We start from the raw sequence: 14,930 nt of genomic DNA, 5'->3' as shown, positions 1-14,930 counted from the left end.
ACTTGTGGTTTGGTGTTGGCCCCACTTAATGCGGGGCCAAACCGAATGATCTATTTAGGATCAGGTGGAAAAGCTTCGTTGGTCTTTTCCCCGGTGATCAAATCAATTGCAAACTGCAATTGGTTGTCTTTTTCGCGATCTGAGGGCACATAAACCGATGAACCAGTTGTGGCCTCATCTTCTGTGCCGCCGCCAATTTGACCATCAAGCGCGGCTTCCCCAATGATTTCGTCACGCCCTTTGAGTTCGTCCGGTACATCCTGGAAGATCTCAATATCAGGCACAATGCCTGCCGCTTGGATAGAGCGCCCACTTGGGGTGTAATAGCGCGAGGTGGTCAACCGCATCGCCCCGTTTTGTCCAAGTGAAATAATCGATTGCACTGAGCCTTTCCCGAACGAGCGTGTGCCCACAAGGGTCGCCCGCTTTTGGTCTTGCAGCGCTCCGGCCACAATTTCAGATGCGGAGGCTGACCCGCCATTGATCAGGACGATCATATCAAGGTTTTCAACGCGCTTGTCCAAATCATCTGGGTTGGCGTCATAGCGCGAATTTTCCTCTGCGGACCGGCCTCTGGTCGACAGAACATTGCCACGCGATAGAAACGCATCTGAGATAAAGACTGCCTGATCCACAAGCCCGCCCGGGTTATTGCGCAAATCCAGGATGATGCCTTCAAGGTCATCGCCAAGTTCTTCTTGGATGTCATTGATCGCTTTTTCCACACCAGCATAGGCTTGGCCGGTAAAGCGTGCGAGCCGGATGATCCCAACATTATCTTGAGTGAAGGAGCGTACCACTTGGAAGGTGATCACATCCCGGGTGATGGTCAGCGTGATTGGTTCCTCAACACCCTCTCGAATAATCGTCAATTCGATATCGGTGCCCACTTCGCCACGCATCAATTCAACCGCCTGATCCAATGACTTGCCGCGAACAGGCTCGCCATCCAACTCAACGATATAATCATTGGCCAACACCCCTGCCTCAGCAGCGGGGGTCTCGTCGATGGGTGAAATGACTTTGATCACTTCATCTTCCATCTGCACTTCAATGCCCAGGCCGCCGAATGTGCCTTGCGTGTCTTCGCGCACATCAGCGTAATCATCTGGATCAAGATAGCCAGAATGGGGGTCAAGGCTGGTCAGCATGCCTTGAATAGCCGCGCGCACCAGCTCTTTTTCATTTGGTGCATCCACATATTCGGAGCGAATACGGTCGAAGATTTCACCAAATAGGTTCAGTTCTTCATAAACTTGTTGCTGTTCCAGCGGCCCCTCATTTTCTTGCGTGGCCTCTTGTGCAAACGCGGGCGCCGCCGCGCCAGCAAAAAGACCAATTGAGAGGGCAAGAAGAGCTGATTTCATGGTCGGTTTCATAAATTGACTATCCATTCTGTGCTGTCCTGGACCCTTTGTCCCACCATCCGGTGGGGTCAATAGGCGTATCTTCATTTCGAATTTCAATATAAAGCGTTGGCCGAGAGTTTCCAGCACTGGTCGCGATCGTTTGAGAATTTGTGTTGGTGCCCATTTTACCCAGTGGTTCACCCATCAAAACAAATTGTCCCAAATTAACGTCTGCGCTTTCCATGCCTGCCAACAGCAGGTGATATCCTTGACCCATATTCAAAATGATAATTTGGCCATAATTAAGATAAGGGCCTTTATAAACCACCCATCCATCGGCAGGGGCAACAATTTGCGCTTCGGGCCGCGTCACAACATATTCGCCTTGCGACGTGCCGCCAAATCGATCATCTGCGCCATAGGCGACGACTTCCACGCCAACCACTGGTGGGGTCAAATGTCCCTTGCCCAGGGCAAACGGGAAGGCGGGCTCTGTGCGTGATTTATCGGCCAAAGCCAAATCAATCACGCTTTGCTCTAATTCTTCGCCAACATTATTTTGGTCCTCATCGGATGCGTCCGCCTCAGCATTCGCATTGCTCACCGATTGAACTTTATCTTCAAGCGTATTGATCAGTTGCGTCAGGGAAGTGGCGCGGCTGGCCAACAATTCGGCTTCGCGTTGCTCCGCTTCCAGCTCTTCGCCCACCCGTTCCAGGCCGCGCTTGCGGGCTTCAATCAGGGTTGCAATGCGCAAGCGTTCTTCCCGCAAAACGGTGAGGTTGGCCACAAGAAGCTTTTGTTCCGCCTCGGCTTCTTCCGCTATCGCCAACAAACTATCAAGTTCCATGCGCACCGCATCAGCCCGGCTGGCCAATTGCGGCAAAACAGACGCCAACAAACTCCCGGCACGCGCGGAATCGACGGCGTTGCCCGGTTCAATAATCAGGGCAGGGGGCGGGTTGCGCCCCAATTGCTGTAACGCGGTGAGAAGGGTGCCAATTTCCTGATTTTCATCGTCCAACGTCGCGCGGATGGTCTCTTCTTCCGCGCGCAGGCTGGCCATACGCTCGGCAATCGCGTTGGCTTCAATCTCCGCCAGCTTCACCCGTTGCGCGGCTTCGATGAGCGCGGCGGTTTGCTGGGTGCGGTCGCCGGAAAACTCTTCCACTTGCGCTTTTAGTTCCGCCACCCGCTCTTCGGTCAGCTCAATGGTTAGCTTAACTTGGTCAAGTTCAATCTGCGCATCTTGGGTTGTGGTGGGATCATTGAATTGCGCAAGGCTCGGCCCCATTATCATGGCGCTGGCCAGCAACAATCCAGCGCTCCATCGACTGGCTTTTCCAATTTGGCGCAAATAAAGGCTCACGGGTAAATTTCGGCTCCACGCAAAATGGCGAATCACCACTCTAATGTATCAAAGGCAACGCTTTTGTCGCGTTTAAGTTTGACCTTTTTTGGGCCGTACCCCCCGGTTTTCGCTATGTTTCTAGCTACGGTGGTACGGGTGACCGCTCAAAATCGTCATGGCGCGATAAATTTGCTCCGCCAGCATGATGCGCACAATCTGGTGCGGCCAGGTTAAATTAGAAAAATTCAGGGTGAGCTTGCCCCGCTGGCGCAGGTCTTTGTCGAGCCCATCCGCGCCGCCAATAACAAACCAGCATTCGCGTGCGCCATTGTCGCGCCAATCACCCATATGTTGGGCAAATTTTTCGCTGGTCAGGCTTTTGCCGCGTTCGTCCAAAAATACAAACACCGCGCCATCCTGCACCTGGGCGAGTATGGCGTCTGCTTCTTCTTTTTTGCGTTGTTCGGATTGCTTGGCGCGGCTCTCTGGCAGCTCTCGCACGCTCACATCGCCAAAGCCGAGCTGTTTACCCACCGATTTGGCACGTTCAATGTAGCGATCAACAAGTTGGCGTTCGGGGCCGTCTTTCAACCGCCCCACTGCCAGAATATGCACTTTCATAAGGGTCTAAACGCTAGTGCGTCGCGTCATTTGGCAAATTAGCAGACCACATTTTTTCAATGTTGTAGAATTCGCGCACCTCAGGGCGGAACAGATGCACGATCACATCGCCCGCATCCACCAGCACCCAGTCGCACTGTGGAACGCCTTCAATCTTCGGTTTGCCAAAACCCTTTTCACGCAATGTGCGCGACAATTGGTCGGCGATCGCTCCCACATGGCGGTTTGATCGGCCAGAGGCCACGATCATATTGTCCGCCAAGCTTGATTTGCCGCGAATATCAATAGATACCGTGTCTTCAGCTTTTGCATCGTCCAAAAGCCCAAGTACAACATCCAAAAGATTTTCTGATGATGCAGCAGATTCAGGCGCTGCGCCCTTGTTATGGGTTTGGGGCGTCATGCACCAAGGCCCAATTTCAGTGAGATAGAAACCATTGTGGCTCGATCATCTTTCACGCTTATTTCCAATGCTTTTAATATGCGCTTATTGCGCGTGTTTTTCAAGTCTTCTGCGCTGTGTTAGCCGCGGCGCTTTGCCCCTTGGCGCAGTTGTGTGGAGGAAAGATCAGACATAATGCCATGCAAATAGATCCAGGCCGGGGCGCGCATGTCAGCAAAGCACGCGGCGTCGCTTTCATCCACGCGCCACCGCGCCATGGCTTGGGCCGCAGGCGCAAACGGCGCATTATGGGTTGCCCCGGGGCGCACATAAACCGCAATCGGCATCAATTGCGCCATATCCTGCCAGCGGTCCCACTTATGGAAGCTCACCAAGTTGTCGGCCCCCATAATCCAAACGAATTTGCGGCCGGGCAAGGTCTGTTTCAAATAGGCCAAAGTGTCATAGCTATATTTAAAGCCATGCTTGGCTTCAAAACCGGTGATGCGCACGCGCGGATGGTCCATCAAACTTCGCGCCGCTGCAATGCGCTCTGACAGGGGTTTGAGTTCGCTATGGTCTTTCAGCGGATTGCCGGGGGTCACCAGCCACCAAATCGCGTCCAGTCCAAGCCGCTTTAGCGCTTGCCGCGTCACCAATCTATGGCCCTCGTGGGCCGGGTTAAAGCTGCCGCCAAATAGGCCAATCCGCATCCCGGGTGTGGAATGGGGCAGGCTGAGATCAGCATGACTGTTTTTGATAATGCTTGTCACGGACGCGTATGTCCTTTGCCATGCACGCGATAATTAAAGCTGGTGAGCTGTTCCACACCCACCGGGCCACGCGCATGCATTTTGCCTGTGGCGATGCCAATTTCGGCCCCCATGCCAAACTCGCCACCATCGGCAAACTGGGTTGAAGCATTGTGCATCAATATCGCTGAATCCACTTCCCGGAAAAAGCGTTCAACCACCTCGTCGTTCTCAGCCAAAATGGCTTCTGTGTGATGGGATGAATAGTGGGCAATATGATCAAGAGCCGCATCAAAATCATCCACCACCCGCACGGAAATGATCGCATCCAAATATTCGGTAGACCAATCCTCTTCCGTGGCGGCAACCACACGATCATCAAGGTCAGCGGTGCGTGTGCATCCGCGCACTTCGCAGCCTTTTGCCATCAATGCATCCACCATTTGCGGCACAAAGAGCGGTGCAATTTTTTGATCAATCAACACGGTTTCTGCCGCACCGCAAATGCCGGTGCGCCGCATTTTGGCGTTCAGAATAATTTCTTCAGCCATGTCCAGATCCGCACTTTGGTCCACCACAATATGGCAAATGCCTTCAAGGTGCGCGAACACAGGCACGCGTGCCTCTTGTTGCACACGACCCACAAGCCCTTTGCCACCACGCGGCACAATCACGTCAATATTGCCATTCAGCCCCTGCAGCATTTTGCCCACGGCTTCGCGGTCGGTCACTGGCACCAATTGAATGGCGTCTTTAGACAATCCTGCCGCCTCAAGCCCGTCCACCAAACATTGATGGATGGCGCGTGAACTGTGAAAACTGTCAGACCCGCCACGCAAGATCGCCGCATTGCCCGCTTTAAGGCAAAGCGCCCCAGCATCAGCGGTCACATTGGGGCGGCTTTCAAAAATCACCCCAATTACACCCAAAGGCGTGCGCACGCGATCAATCACCAACCCGTTGGGTCGACGAATTTCTGCCAGTTTGGTGCCCACAGGATCGTTCAACAGGGCAATTTGCTCCAACCCATCGGCAATCGCTTCGATGCGCTGGGCGTCCAGTGTCAAACGGTCGATAAAGGCCGCACCCACGCCGTTGGCTTTCGCCGCCGCCACATCTTTTTGGTTTGCTGCCAGAATGCCTTCAACATTGGCGCGCAACAGCGCGGCTGCTTCACGCAGGGCTTGGTCTTTTTGGTCAGTTGGAGCAATGGCCAATCCGCGGGCGGCCAAGCGGGCCCGCTCGCCCAGCCCCATCATCAGCGTATGAATATCGGCATGATCTGTCATTGTTCAACTTGCCTCTTCAACTTGCAGCAAAACCATATTGTCGCGATGCACCAGTTCAGTGCGCGAGACAGGTCCTAAAATCTCAGCAATATCGGCTGAGCGTTTGCCCAACACCAATTGCGCATCAGCCGCATCAAAATTTGAAAGGCCGCGCGCACGTTCTATCCCAGCTTGATCGAAAATGGAAATCGCATCCCCGCGACCAAATGTGCCCTCAATTTGGGTCACGCCAATGGGCAACAAACTTGTGCCTTTGGCCAAAGCGGTGGCGGCCCCTGCATCGATCACAACGCGTCCAGCGGGCAGAGCCGACATGATCCAGTTTTTCCGCGCTGCGCGTTTGGTCGCCACAGGCACGAAAAAGCTGTGCCGGGCGCCATTTGCTACTGCACGCAATGGATGGTCAATTGCCCCTTTGGCAATGATCATCGCGGTGCCCGCGTTTACAGCCATCTTTGCCGCTTCAATTTTCGTGCGCATGCCCCCGCGTGACAAATGGCTGGCCGCGCCCCCCGCCATCGCTTCAATTTCCGGGGTGATGCGTTCGATACGAGGCAAAAACTCAGCGTCTGGGTCCAGATGCGGTGGCGCTGTGTAAAGCCCGTCCACATCTGAAAAGATGATCAGCCCGTCGCTCTCCACCATGGTGGCGACACGCGCACTCAGCCGATCATTATCGCCATAGCGAATTTCGCTGGTGGCCACGCTGTCATTTTCATTGATGATCGGCACGGCCCCCATATCGAGCAAGGTGTTCATGGTGGTCTTGGCATTGAGAAAATGCCGCCGCTGTTCTGTTATATTGGGGGTGACCAAAATTTGGCCCGCAACAATATTGTGGGTGCGCAAAATGTCGCTAAAGGCTTGGGAGAGGGCAATCTGCCCCACCGCCGCAGCCGCCTGGCTTTGATCGAGCGGTAAACTCACCGCCTCGAGGCCCAACATGCGCCGACCTAGCGAGATGGCGCCCGACGATACGATCACCACTTCAACGCCATGGGCCTTGAGCGCCGCGATATCGGCAGCAAGGCTTTCTAACCACGCTTTGCGCAGCGCACCCGTTTCAGCGTCCACCAAAAGGGCAGAGCCGATTTTGATCGTTAGGCGCTTAAAGCCAAAAAAATCGTTGAGCGCATCTGCCATAAAACTCTCATTTCCGCCTATTGATCGCGCTTAAGGCGTCCAAGGCGCGTCTTCGTCAAGCGCCTCTTGCGCTTCGGCGTCTTTGGCGTCGTCCAATTGGCCCAGCACGTCAAACAGCACCTTATCCACATCCTTGCCCGCCACCGCAGAGATCAAATGCACCTTTTTGCCGCTCGCCGCTTCAAGCGCCGCCTGCTTTTCAGCAAGGTCATCGTCCGAAATCGCGTCCACCTTGTTCAGCGCCAAAATCTCATGTTTTTCGCCAAGGCCATGGCCATAGGCTTCAAGCTCACCACGAATGGTTTTATACGCTGCCACAACATCTTCTTGTGTGCCATCAATCAAGTGCACAATGGTGCGGGTGCGTTCGACATGGCCCAAAAACCGGTCGCCAATGCCAGCGCCTTCATGTGCGCCTTCGATTAGCCCGGGAATATCCGCCATCACAAATTCGCGGTTGCCGATTTTCACCACGCCCAAGTTGGGGTGCAATGTGGTGAAGGGATAGTCAGCGATTTTCGGCTTGGCGGAGGTGACCGAGGCGAGAAACGTCGATTTTCCCGCATTGGGTAGACCCACAAGGCCCGCATCCGCAATCAGTTTCAGGCGCAGCCAAATCCACATTTCCTCGCCCGCAAGCCCGGGATTGGCATGGCGAGGCGCTTGGTTGGTGGAGTTTTTAAAATGCATGTTGCCAAAGCCGCCATTGCCGCCTTTAAGCAAAACCATTTCTTGGCCCACTTCGGTGAAGTCCGCCATCAATGTTTCATTGTCTTCGGCAAAAATCTGCGTGCCCACAGGGACCTTCAAGATCACATCGGCGCCATCGCCGCCCGTGCGCTGTCGGCCCATGCCGTGTGTCCCGGTGCCGGCTTTAAAGTGCTGTTGATAGCGATAATCGATCAGCGTGTTCAGCCCGTCGACGCATTGCACGATTACATCGCCGCCGCGACCGCCGCTGCCGCCATCAGGGCCACCAAATTCGACATATTTCTCACGCCGAAACGAAACAGAACCTGCGCCGCCGCTACCTGATTTAATAAAGATTTTTGCTTGGTCTAGAAATTTCATGTGTTTTTACGCAAGGTTGCCAGCGTTGGCGCGGCATTTTCAAACGCATCCTTTGTCAGTTCTGTATCGATATGCGCGAATTCTTTGTTTTGTGCAAGGGATTGTACCTGAGATTGACCGACAGTTTGAAAACCCAACTTCTGCTGCACCTTTAATGACGCAATATTATAATCAAACACGCCAGACGTGATTTTTGGCGCGCCCGGCCCATTAAACAGCCATTTGATCAGGGCCCAGTTCGCCTCGGTCATCAGGCCTTGGCCCCAAAAATCGGGATGCATATAATAGCCAAGCGAGGGTAATTCCTCTCGTTCGGTAAAACCCGTCATGCCGCAAAATTGATCCTCATGGGTGAAAATCGCAAATTTTTGCCCGTAAGGAGGCGAAATTTGCGGTTGTCTCTCCAACCACGCTTGGGCATCTTCCAACGAATAAGGGTGAGGCACATGTGCCATATCCTTCGCCACCTCATAACGCGATAATGCAGCAGCAATCGCCGCTGCATCATCCATTTGTGGTGGCCGCAAATAGAGCCGATCAGTTGCCAATTTGAGCATGGCTCTGTCTCCGCAGGTCCCAATAGGCTTGCCGGGTCAAAACCGTGTCGACTGCCGTGACGGTCTCGCCGCGCGTTTGGCAGTTAAACTGGCAGGTGCCCACTTCCTCAAAGCCTAGATTGGCTTGCAATTTGCGCGAGGCGAAATTGTCCTCAAAAATGTCCGAGACGATAAAGTCCCGATCATCTTCCAGGAAATACCAGTCAAGCGCCGCGCGCAACGCTTCGCCCATATGGCCCTTGCCCCAATAGTTTTTCTTCAGCCAATAGCCAATATTGACGCCCCGTTCGGTCTTGCCAAAATCGATCAGGCCGCCCAGTTTCATGGGCTCAACTTCGATGATAAACGCAATATTGTCGCGCGAACGGTCATGCACCGTGCGCCCCAGCCATGCCAACACATCTTTAGGGCGGCAGGGGGTTGGCACGTTTTTCAAATTCCGCGCAATTTCAAAGTCATTCAAGGCTTCAGCAAGGTTCGCTGCATCCCCTATTTCAACCGGACGCAGCAGCAGGTTCTTGGTCTCAATGTAAGTCATTATCTATCCGCTCGTCTTTGTGGTTGAACAGGAAATGGTGCATTTCCTTGTCGGCATGAAGGCCGCTTTCTTCGGTGAGGGTCTTCTGATGCACAAACCCACACTTGGTGAGCAGTGCCTTGGAAGCCTTGTTGGAAACGAGACAACGGGCGAATAGTTCCGCCGCTTTCTCGGTTTCTTTCACCGCGTTCAACAAAGCAGAAATAGCTTCAGAACCAATACCTTGACCCCAATAGGGTTCCCCAAGCCAATAGCCAAGTTCAGGCGTTGACAGGTCATCGGAAAAGGTAAGGCCACAAACGCCGACAAGCGTGTCGTCGAGCGTGATTGCCCACACTTTTTCTTCGCCATCGGAGTTGGCCAGATTGATAAAGAATTTGGCGTCTTCTTCCCCATAAGGATGGGGCAGCCGCGCCAGCACATCGGCAATCTTTTTATTGTTTGCGAGCACCACCAGTTGCGCCACATCCTGATCGCCCAACGGACGCATCACCAAACGCTTTGAGCGGATGGTTGAAGGAAGAGTGGTTTTCAAAACTGATTTAGTCATTTTAATGCTCCAAACAAAAAGGGGACCGGTTTTCACCAATCCCCTTTAAAACTTTGAAGCTTTTTAGCAGGTCTCAATCGATCCGCCGGGGTTTGGTTAAACCGGCGGATGATATGTGAACCGCCGTTATTCCGCTGCCTCTTGTGGCATCACGGATACAAAAGTCTTGTTGTTGCGACGTGTGGAGAAGGTCACTTTGCCTTCCACAAGCGCGAAAATTGTGTGGTCTCTGCCAAGACCCACATTTTCACCTGGATTCCATTTTGTGCCGCGCTGACGCACAAGGATGTTGCCGGGCACGACGTGCTCGCCACCAAACTTTTTCACGCCGAGACGACGACCAGCTGAATCACGACCGTTACGGGATGAACCGCCTGCTTTTTTATGTGCCATTCTGTCAGTCTCCTATAACTTACTTGCCAGCCATCAATTCTTTAGCTTGGCTAATCCAATCTTCGCGTTCAATGCGGCCTTTAAAGTTCAGCTCGGCATCAATGCGTTCAATGTCCGCTTTGGTGAATTCCGCCACTTGCTTCAAAGAGGTCACGCCTGCAGCGTGCAATTTCTTTTCCAAAGCTGGGCCAACACCAGAGATCAATTTCAAATCGTCTTTTGCGTCTGCTTTAGCGGCAGGTGCTTCAGACTTTGCTGTTTCTTTAGCAGCTTCTTTTTTCGGCGCTGCTTTCTTCGTTGCTTTTGGCTTTGCGCCACCGGTCAAAATGTCGGTGATGCGCACAACGCTCAAATGCTGACGGTGACCATTTTTGCGGCGATAGTTTTGGCGACGCTTCTTTTTGAAGATCACAATTTTCTTATCGCGCTTTTGCTCAACCAACTCAGCAACAACAGAAGCACCGTCTACCAACGGAGCACCGATTGTTACGTCGCCTTCAGCGCCAACCATCAACACTTGATCAAAGGTGACGGTGTCGCCGGCTTCGGCATCAAGTTTTTCAACATTCAAGACGTCATCAGCAGCAACTTTGTACTGCTTGCCGCCTGTCTTAATCACAGCAAACATATTTATTCCTTTCAAAGGCCGTTCGTGGGCCAGAGTGTTGTCACGCGCTGTGCGGCGCCGGATCACCGGTCTTTTATTCAGGTCAACCTGAAAGCCTTAAGCTGCAGTTTTTCCAATGAAAATCGGCGCACCTGTCCCCAGCTACGCTTCAATTCGAGGGCGGTTATGCTGGAGAATCCCTTTGAAGTCAAGGGAAAAGGCCGCTTTTCGCCCATTTTTGATGCCGCTGCCGCAACAATTATTCAGTCAGCTTGTCGCGGCTTTGTGTGCGCCACAAGCTGGCATATCGTCCATTGCGCGCCAGCAACTCATCATGACGCCCCAGTTCAACGATCCGCCCATTCTCGATAAACGCGATTTTGTCCATATGTGCAATGGTGGACAGGCGGTGCGCAATCGCAATCACGGTTTTGTCCGCCATAAACGTATAAAGAGCATCCAGAATGTCGGCTTCAACCTCGGAATCGAGCGCCGATGTTGCTTCATCCAATATCAGAATTGGGGCGTTGCGCAGCAGTGCCCGTGCCAACGAAATGCGCTGCTTTTGTCCGCCTGAAAGCCGCACCCCGCGTTCGCCCACAATGGCATCATAACCTTGGTTGCCCATGTCATCCGCCGTGTTTTGGATAAACTGATGTGCATGGGCGCGGCGGGCCGCATCATACAGGTCAGACTGCGATGCCTGAGAGTGACCAAATGCAATATTGTCGCGAAGAGAACGGTTTAGCAGTGAAACATCTTGCGAGACATGGGCGATGTTTTGGCGCAGCGAGTTTTGATCGATATGGCTGATATCTTGCCCATCCAATAAGATTTTTCCCCGTTCGGGCGCATAGTGGCGCAGCATCAAATTGACCAGCGTTGATTTGCCCGCGCCCGAGGCCCCGACCAGCGCTACCTTCTGGCCCGGCTCGATGTGAAGCGACAGCCTGTCCAAGCCGCCCGCACCCTGACCATAGTGATGCGAAATATCGCGAAACTCAATCGCGCCGTCTTTAAATTTCAGGTTCGGTGCATTGGGGGTGGCGGGCATATCCATAGGCTGCGCGACGGAGCGCAAGGCCTCGCGGGTTGCACCAATGTTGCCGTAAATCGAGGCAACTGCGTCCATCATCCATTCCGCCATGCTGGAAACGCGTGTCGCCAATGCCAGCGATGCGGCCACCAGGCCCAATTGAGCCGCCCCCACATGCCACAAATAAAGAGCATACCCGATCAGCCCCACCAGCAACATGTTGCTCAACACAACCATGCCAACATTGATCACCACTTCAAAACGTTGGACACCAACAAATGCTGTGAACGCACGCCTGAACTTGGTGAGCGCATGCTGATCTTCATAGCTTTGGTCGGCATAAAGCTTGACCGTTTCGATATTGGCATAATTGTCCACCAACAGGCTGGTTAAATCGGTTTTCGCCGCCTCAAACCGCTCATAGTGACGACTGAACCGGGGAACGGCATAGGCCATGTGCAATGAATAGAATGCGACCCAGATCAAAAGTGGAATTGCCAGACGAAAATCGATCGCGGTGAACAGCCAAAATGACCCGACAAAATAGGTGACCACGTAGATAAGGCCATGCAGAACGGCATAAATGGTGCCTGTGGCCGAAACGCCAATTTCGCGCACGCGTTGGGCCAATTGCCCGGATTGCTGGTTGCGAAACCAACCAACTGATTGTCGCATAATATGCTGGTGCGCCTGCCATCTGACCATGCTGACGGCAATTGGCCGAAAAACAATATCGTCCAGTCCTTCATTCAAAAGAGCCACGGCAGGGCGCAGCGCCAGCAATATGAACGCTGCCAGAACAAGTTCTGCGCCCATTAACGCCCAAATCTGATCGGGTGGAATTGCAACCAGGCGGTTGACGAGATGTCCAGCATAGTAAACCAGCCACACTTCAATCAAAGCAGCGCATATTGTGGTCACAAAACAAGCAAGAATAATCCAGCGCAAGGGGCGCATTTGTTGGTGGATAAAGCTAAGGGGGGTGGAATTAGGCGCATCCACGCGCCCGCGCACGAACGGATCGACCAGATCCGAAATAAGTTTAAACATGTAAATTGGTCCTAGAGAAAAGCAACAAAATATGCTGCGGGCGTCGCTTTCGTGCGGGCCCGTTCAGCTTTCATTTGGCTTTCGCAACTTCCAAAAAATCGGAAGGCTTAAGCGGCTGTGCCTTGTACTTTTTTCATCAGGGAAACTCCTGCTCTAAGAATGAGAAGAGGCTAGCCAGCCCTTATTCTTGCGTCAAGGCGCAACGCCGGCAGAAACAAAAACGGCACCATTGCTGGTGCCGTTTTATCACATATTAAAAATGTTGAATTTTTACCGTCCCCGAATGCGCGGGTCGAGCGCATCGCGAATGCCGTCGCCAATATAATTGACACTCAACACGGTTAGCGAGATCGCCAGGCCGGGCCAAATCACCCGTGCGGGGTTAAGGGTCATAAAGTTGGCGCCATCATAAAGAAGCCGTCCCCAAGTGGGGAAGTCGGATGGAAAGCCGAGGCCCAAAAAGCTCAAAGCGGATTCGGTAATGATCGCTGTGGCAATCCCCAGCGTGGCCGAGACCATCACCGGGCTCAACACGTTGGGAAAAATGTGACGCAGAATGGTCTTGGTCGACCCGGTGCCGATGGAACGGGCCGCCAACACAAATTCACGTTCTTTCACCGCCAGCACTTCGCCGCGCACAATCCGCGCAGTGTTCATCCAACTGGTGATGCCGATCACAAACACGATCAGCAAGAAGATGCCCATCTCCGGCCCGAATGCGGACCGCAACGTGTCGCGGAACAACAAAATGATCACCAGCAAAAGCGGCAAAATGGGCAGCGCCAGAAACAAATCCGTAGTCCGCATAAGCGGCCCATCCAGCTTGCGGAAGAAACCAGCCAGAATGCCGATCAAGGTGCCCAGCAACAGCGATAACGCCATCGCGGCGATGCCCACGGCCAAAGACACGCGGCCGCCGCTCAGCACTTGCGCCAAGCCGTCACGTCCCAAATTGTCGGTGCCCATGGGGTGCTTCCAGGTTGGCCCCAAATTTTTGTTGCGAATATCAAGATATTGCGGGTCGATGGTGTGGATATAAGGACCAAACAACACCGCAAAAAGGATGAACGAGAAGATCACAAGGCCAGCCACGCCGCCCTTATGCTTCAAGAATTGGCGCAATACGTCGCCCCACAAGGAGCGCTGCGGCTTGCCCAAAGTTGTGGTTGCAGCTTGATCAGTCATAGCGGATCCTTGGGTCGAGAATGCCATAGATCACATCGGCGATCAGATTGAACAGCACGATGAGAATGGCAAAGATGAAGGTCAGTGTTTGCACGAGCGGGAAGTCGCTGCCCTGAATGCCAATAATCAGCAATTGGCCCAGCCCGTTCACCCGGAAAATCTGCTCGGTGATAATCGCACCAGAGAAAATGGTCGGAACGCCGAGGGCGATCACGGTCACCACCGGGATCAACGAGTTGCGCAGCACGTGGGTCAAGACCACTACTTTTTCGCTCATGCCTTTTGCACGGGCCGTGCGCACATAATCCTGTGTCAGATTATCGAGCATCGACGCGCGCATAAAACGTGAAATCTGCGAGGCATTATAAAGGGCGAGCACAGCAACAGGCATCACCATCTGCTTCACCTGCAAAATGAATGTGTCCCAGCTATTCACATCTAATGTCGTGTCATAAACCGATGGGAACCAGCCCAACTGCACAGAGAAGATCACGATCATCAAGAGGCCAGTAAAGAAGGTTGGCACGGAAAAGCCCACCATGGAGATAAATGTGCCCAACTGGTCGAACCATGAATATTGCTTATAGGCTGAAATCACGCCGATCGGCAAAGCGATCAAAATGCCAAACACATAAGAAAGGCCCACCACCCACAAGGTTTGCGGGATGCGCTCAAGGATCAGATCGAATACAGGGCCACGGGTGGCGTAAGAAATGATCCGAGCACGTTCTGAGGGATCACCAATGGTGATGCCAATTTGATCAAGCCAATAAAGCGGTTCATAAACAAAGAAACCACGCACCCATTTGAAATAGGCGATATGAATAGGCTCACCAACGCCAAGGCTTTCGCGGATTTTCGCGCGCACTTCAGCGGGAATGGTTAGCGGTAATTGGCCGGTTGGATCGCCCGGCGCTAGATCCAATATCACGAAGATAATGAAGCTGATCACCAAAAGGGTAGGGATCGCAAACAGCAAACGCCTAAGGGTGTAATTCAGCATGAAGAGTTCCCCAACACTACATTATTGCCCAAAAGTGGGAAGCGTGGAGCGCG

At 53.1% G+C, this 14,930-nt stretch carries 16 protein-coding genes; all 16 read right to left on the bottom strand.

Annotation, left to right across the window (positions count from 1 at the left end; all coding sequences use genetic code 11):
- Positions 1-50: 50 nt before the first annotated feature.
- Positions 51-1,394 carry a S41 family peptidase gene (locus MXMO3_RS15140; RefSeq protein WP_027833918.1) on the bottom strand — a complete coding sequence of 448 codons (1,344 nt, stop codon included), beginning with the start codon at positions 1,392-1,394 and terminating at the stop codon, positions 51-53.
- Entirely contained in the window at positions 1,387-2,706 is a 1,320-nt protein-coding gene (locus tag MXMO3_RS15135) for a murein hydrolase activator EnvC family protein (protein ID WP_156905470.1), read from the bottom strand. The genes MXMO3_RS15140 and MXMO3_RS15135 overlap by 8 nt, the downstream gene beginning before the upstream one ends.
- Positions 2,707-2,838: 132 nt before the next feature.
- Entirely contained in the window at positions 2,839-3,321 is a 483-nt protein-coding gene (gene rlmH, locus MXMO3_RS15130) for a 23S rRNA (pseudouridine(1915)-N(3))-methyltransferase RlmH (protein WP_117396408.1), read from the bottom strand.
- Positions 3,322-3,334: 13 nt separating this feature from the next.
- Positions 3,335-3,724 carry a ribosome silencing factor gene (rsfS, locus tag MXMO3_RS15125; protein ID WP_027833915.1) on the bottom strand — a complete coding sequence of 130 codons (390 nt, stop codon included), beginning with the start codon at positions 3,722-3,724 and terminating at the stop codon, positions 3,335-3,337.
- A gap of 119 nt (positions 3,725-3,843) precedes the next feature.
- The gene (locus MXMO3_RS15120; RefSeq protein WP_281273895.1) at positions 3,844-4,476 is read right to left on the bottom strand and encodes a nicotinate-nucleotide adenylyltransferase; all 633 of its coding nucleotides are present in this window, start codon (positions 4,474-4,476) and stop codon (positions 3,844-3,846) included.
- On the bottom strand, positions 4,473-5,744 hold the full coding sequence (locus MXMO3_RS15115) for a glutamate-5-semialdehyde dehydrogenase (RefSeq protein ID WP_245985759.1): 1,272 nt from the start codon (positions 5,742-5,744) through the stop codon (positions 4,473-4,475). Before MXMO3_RS15115 ends, MXMO3_RS15120 begins: the two co-directional genes overlap by 4 nt.
- A gap of 3 nt (positions 5,745-5,747) precedes the next feature.
- Positions 5,748-6,887 (bottom strand): glutamate 5-kinase, encoded by a 1,140-nt coding sequence (proB, locus tag MXMO3_RS15110; protein WP_027833912.1) that lies wholly within the window; start codon positions 6,885-6,887, stop codon positions 5,748-5,750.
- Positions 6,888-6,917: 30 nt separating this feature from the next.
- Entirely contained in the window at positions 6,918-7,958 is a 1,041-nt protein-coding gene (gene obgE, locus MXMO3_RS15105) for a GTPase ObgE (RefSeq protein ID WP_027833911.1), read from the bottom strand.
- Positions 7,955-8,515, bottom strand: a complete 561-nt coding sequence (locus tag MXMO3_RS15100; RefSeq protein ID WP_117396407.1) for a GNAT family N-acetyltransferase — start codon at positions 8,513-8,515, stop codon at positions 7,955-7,957. The genes obgE and MXMO3_RS15100 overlap by 4 nt, the downstream gene beginning before the upstream one ends.
- Positions 8,496-9,053 (bottom strand): GNAT family N-acetyltransferase, encoded by a 558-nt coding sequence (locus MXMO3_RS15095; RefSeq protein ID WP_117396406.1) that lies wholly within the window; start codon positions 9,051-9,053, stop codon positions 8,496-8,498. The genes MXMO3_RS15100 and MXMO3_RS15095 overlap by 20 nt, the downstream gene beginning before the upstream one ends.
- A complete protein-coding gene (locus MXMO3_RS15090) occupies positions 9,040-9,603 on the bottom strand; it encodes a GNAT family N-acetyltransferase (protein WP_051213313.1) in 564 nt (187 codons plus the stop codon). Before MXMO3_RS15090 ends, MXMO3_RS15095 begins: the two co-directional genes overlap by 14 nt.
- A gap of 126 nt (positions 9,604-9,729) precedes the next feature.
- Positions 9,730-9,996 (bottom strand): 50S ribosomal protein L27, encoded by a 267-nt coding sequence (gene rpmA / locus MXMO3_RS15085; protein WP_027833909.1) that lies wholly within the window; start codon positions 9,994-9,996, stop codon positions 9,730-9,732.
- Between the two features lie 19 nt (positions 9,997-10,015).
- A complete protein-coding gene (locus MXMO3_RS15080) occupies positions 10,016-10,624 on the bottom strand; it encodes a 50S ribosomal protein L21 (protein ID WP_027833908.1) in 609 nt (202 codons plus the stop codon).
- A gap of 238 nt (positions 10,625-10,862) precedes the next feature.
- Entirely contained in the window at positions 10,863-12,689 is a 1,827-nt protein-coding gene (locus MXMO3_RS15075) for an ABC transporter ATP-binding protein (protein WP_117396405.1), read from the bottom strand.
- A 270-nt stretch (positions 12,690-12,959) separates the two neighbouring features.
- A complete protein-coding gene (locus MXMO3_RS15070) occupies positions 12,960-13,874 on the bottom strand; it encodes an ABC transporter permease (protein WP_027833906.1) in 915 nt (304 codons plus the stop codon).
- A complete protein-coding gene (locus MXMO3_RS15065) occupies positions 13,867-14,877 on the bottom strand; it encodes an ABC transporter permease (protein WP_027833905.1) in 1,011 nt (336 codons plus the stop codon). The genes MXMO3_RS15070 and MXMO3_RS15065 overlap by 8 nt, the downstream gene beginning before the upstream one ends.
- Between the last annotated feature and the right edge of the window lie 53 nt (positions 14,878-14,930).

This window comes from Maritalea myrionectae (assembly GCF_003433515.1).
GTDB classification, from domain to species: Bacteria; Pseudomonadota; Alphaproteobacteria; order Rhizobiales; family Devosiaceae; genus Maritalea; species Maritalea myrionectae.
Note: the sequence above shows the minus strand (reverse complement) of the source record. Positions and strands in the feature narration are given on the sequence as shown.

Coding starts and splice junctions, on each gene's coding strand:
- MXMO3_RS15140 (WP_027833918.1), bottom strand. CDS start 1,394: ATGGATAGTCAATTTATGAAACCGACCATGAAATCAGCTCTTCTTGCC.
- rlmH (WP_117396408.1), bottom strand. CDS start 3,321: ATGAAAGTGCATATTCTGGCAGTGGGGCGGTTGAAAGACGGCCCCGAA.
- rsfS (WP_027833915.1), bottom strand. CDS start 3,724: ATGACGCCCCAAACCCATAACAAGGGCGCAGCGCCTGAATCTGCTGCA.
- MXMO3_RS15115 (WP_245985759.1), bottom strand. CDS start 5,744: ATGACAGATCATGCCGATATTCATACGCTGATGATGGGGCTGGGCGAG.
- proB (WP_027833912.1), bottom strand. CDS start 6,887: ATGGCAGATGCGCTCAACGATTTTTTTGGCTTTAAGCGCCTAACGATC.
- obgE (WP_027833911.1), bottom strand. CDS start 7,958: ATGAAATTTCTAGACCAAGCAAAAATCTTTATTAAATCAGGTAGCGGC.
- MXMO3_RS15100 (WP_117396407.1), bottom strand. CDS start 8,515: ATGCTCAAATTGGCAACTGATCGGCTCTATTTGCGGCCACCACAAATG.
- MXMO3_RS15095 (WP_117396406.1), bottom strand. CDS start 9,053: ATGACTTACATTGAGACCAAGAACCTGCTGCTGCGTCCGGTTGAAATA.
- MXMO3_RS15090 (WP_051213313.1), bottom strand. CDS start 9,603: ATGACTAAATCAGTTTTGAAAACCACTCTTCCTTCAACCATCCGCTCA.
- rpmA (WP_027833909.1), bottom strand. CDS start 9,996: ATGGCACATAAAAAAGCAGGCGGTTCATCCCGTAACGGTCGTGATTCA.
- MXMO3_RS15080 (WP_027833908.1), bottom strand. CDS start 10,624: ATGTTTGCTGTGATTAAGACAGGCGGCAAGCAGTACAAAGTTGCTGCT.
- MXMO3_RS15075 (WP_117396405.1), bottom strand. CDS start 12,689: ATGTTTAAACTTATTTCGGATCTGGTCGATCCGTTCGTGCGCGGGCGC.
- MXMO3_RS15070 (WP_027833906.1), bottom strand. CDS start 13,874: ATGACTGATCAAGCTGCAACCACAACTTTGGGCAAGCCGCAGCGCTCC.
- MXMO3_RS15065 (WP_027833905.1), bottom strand. CDS start 14,877: ATGCTGAATTACACCCTTAGGCGTTTGCTGTTTGCGATCCCTACCCTT.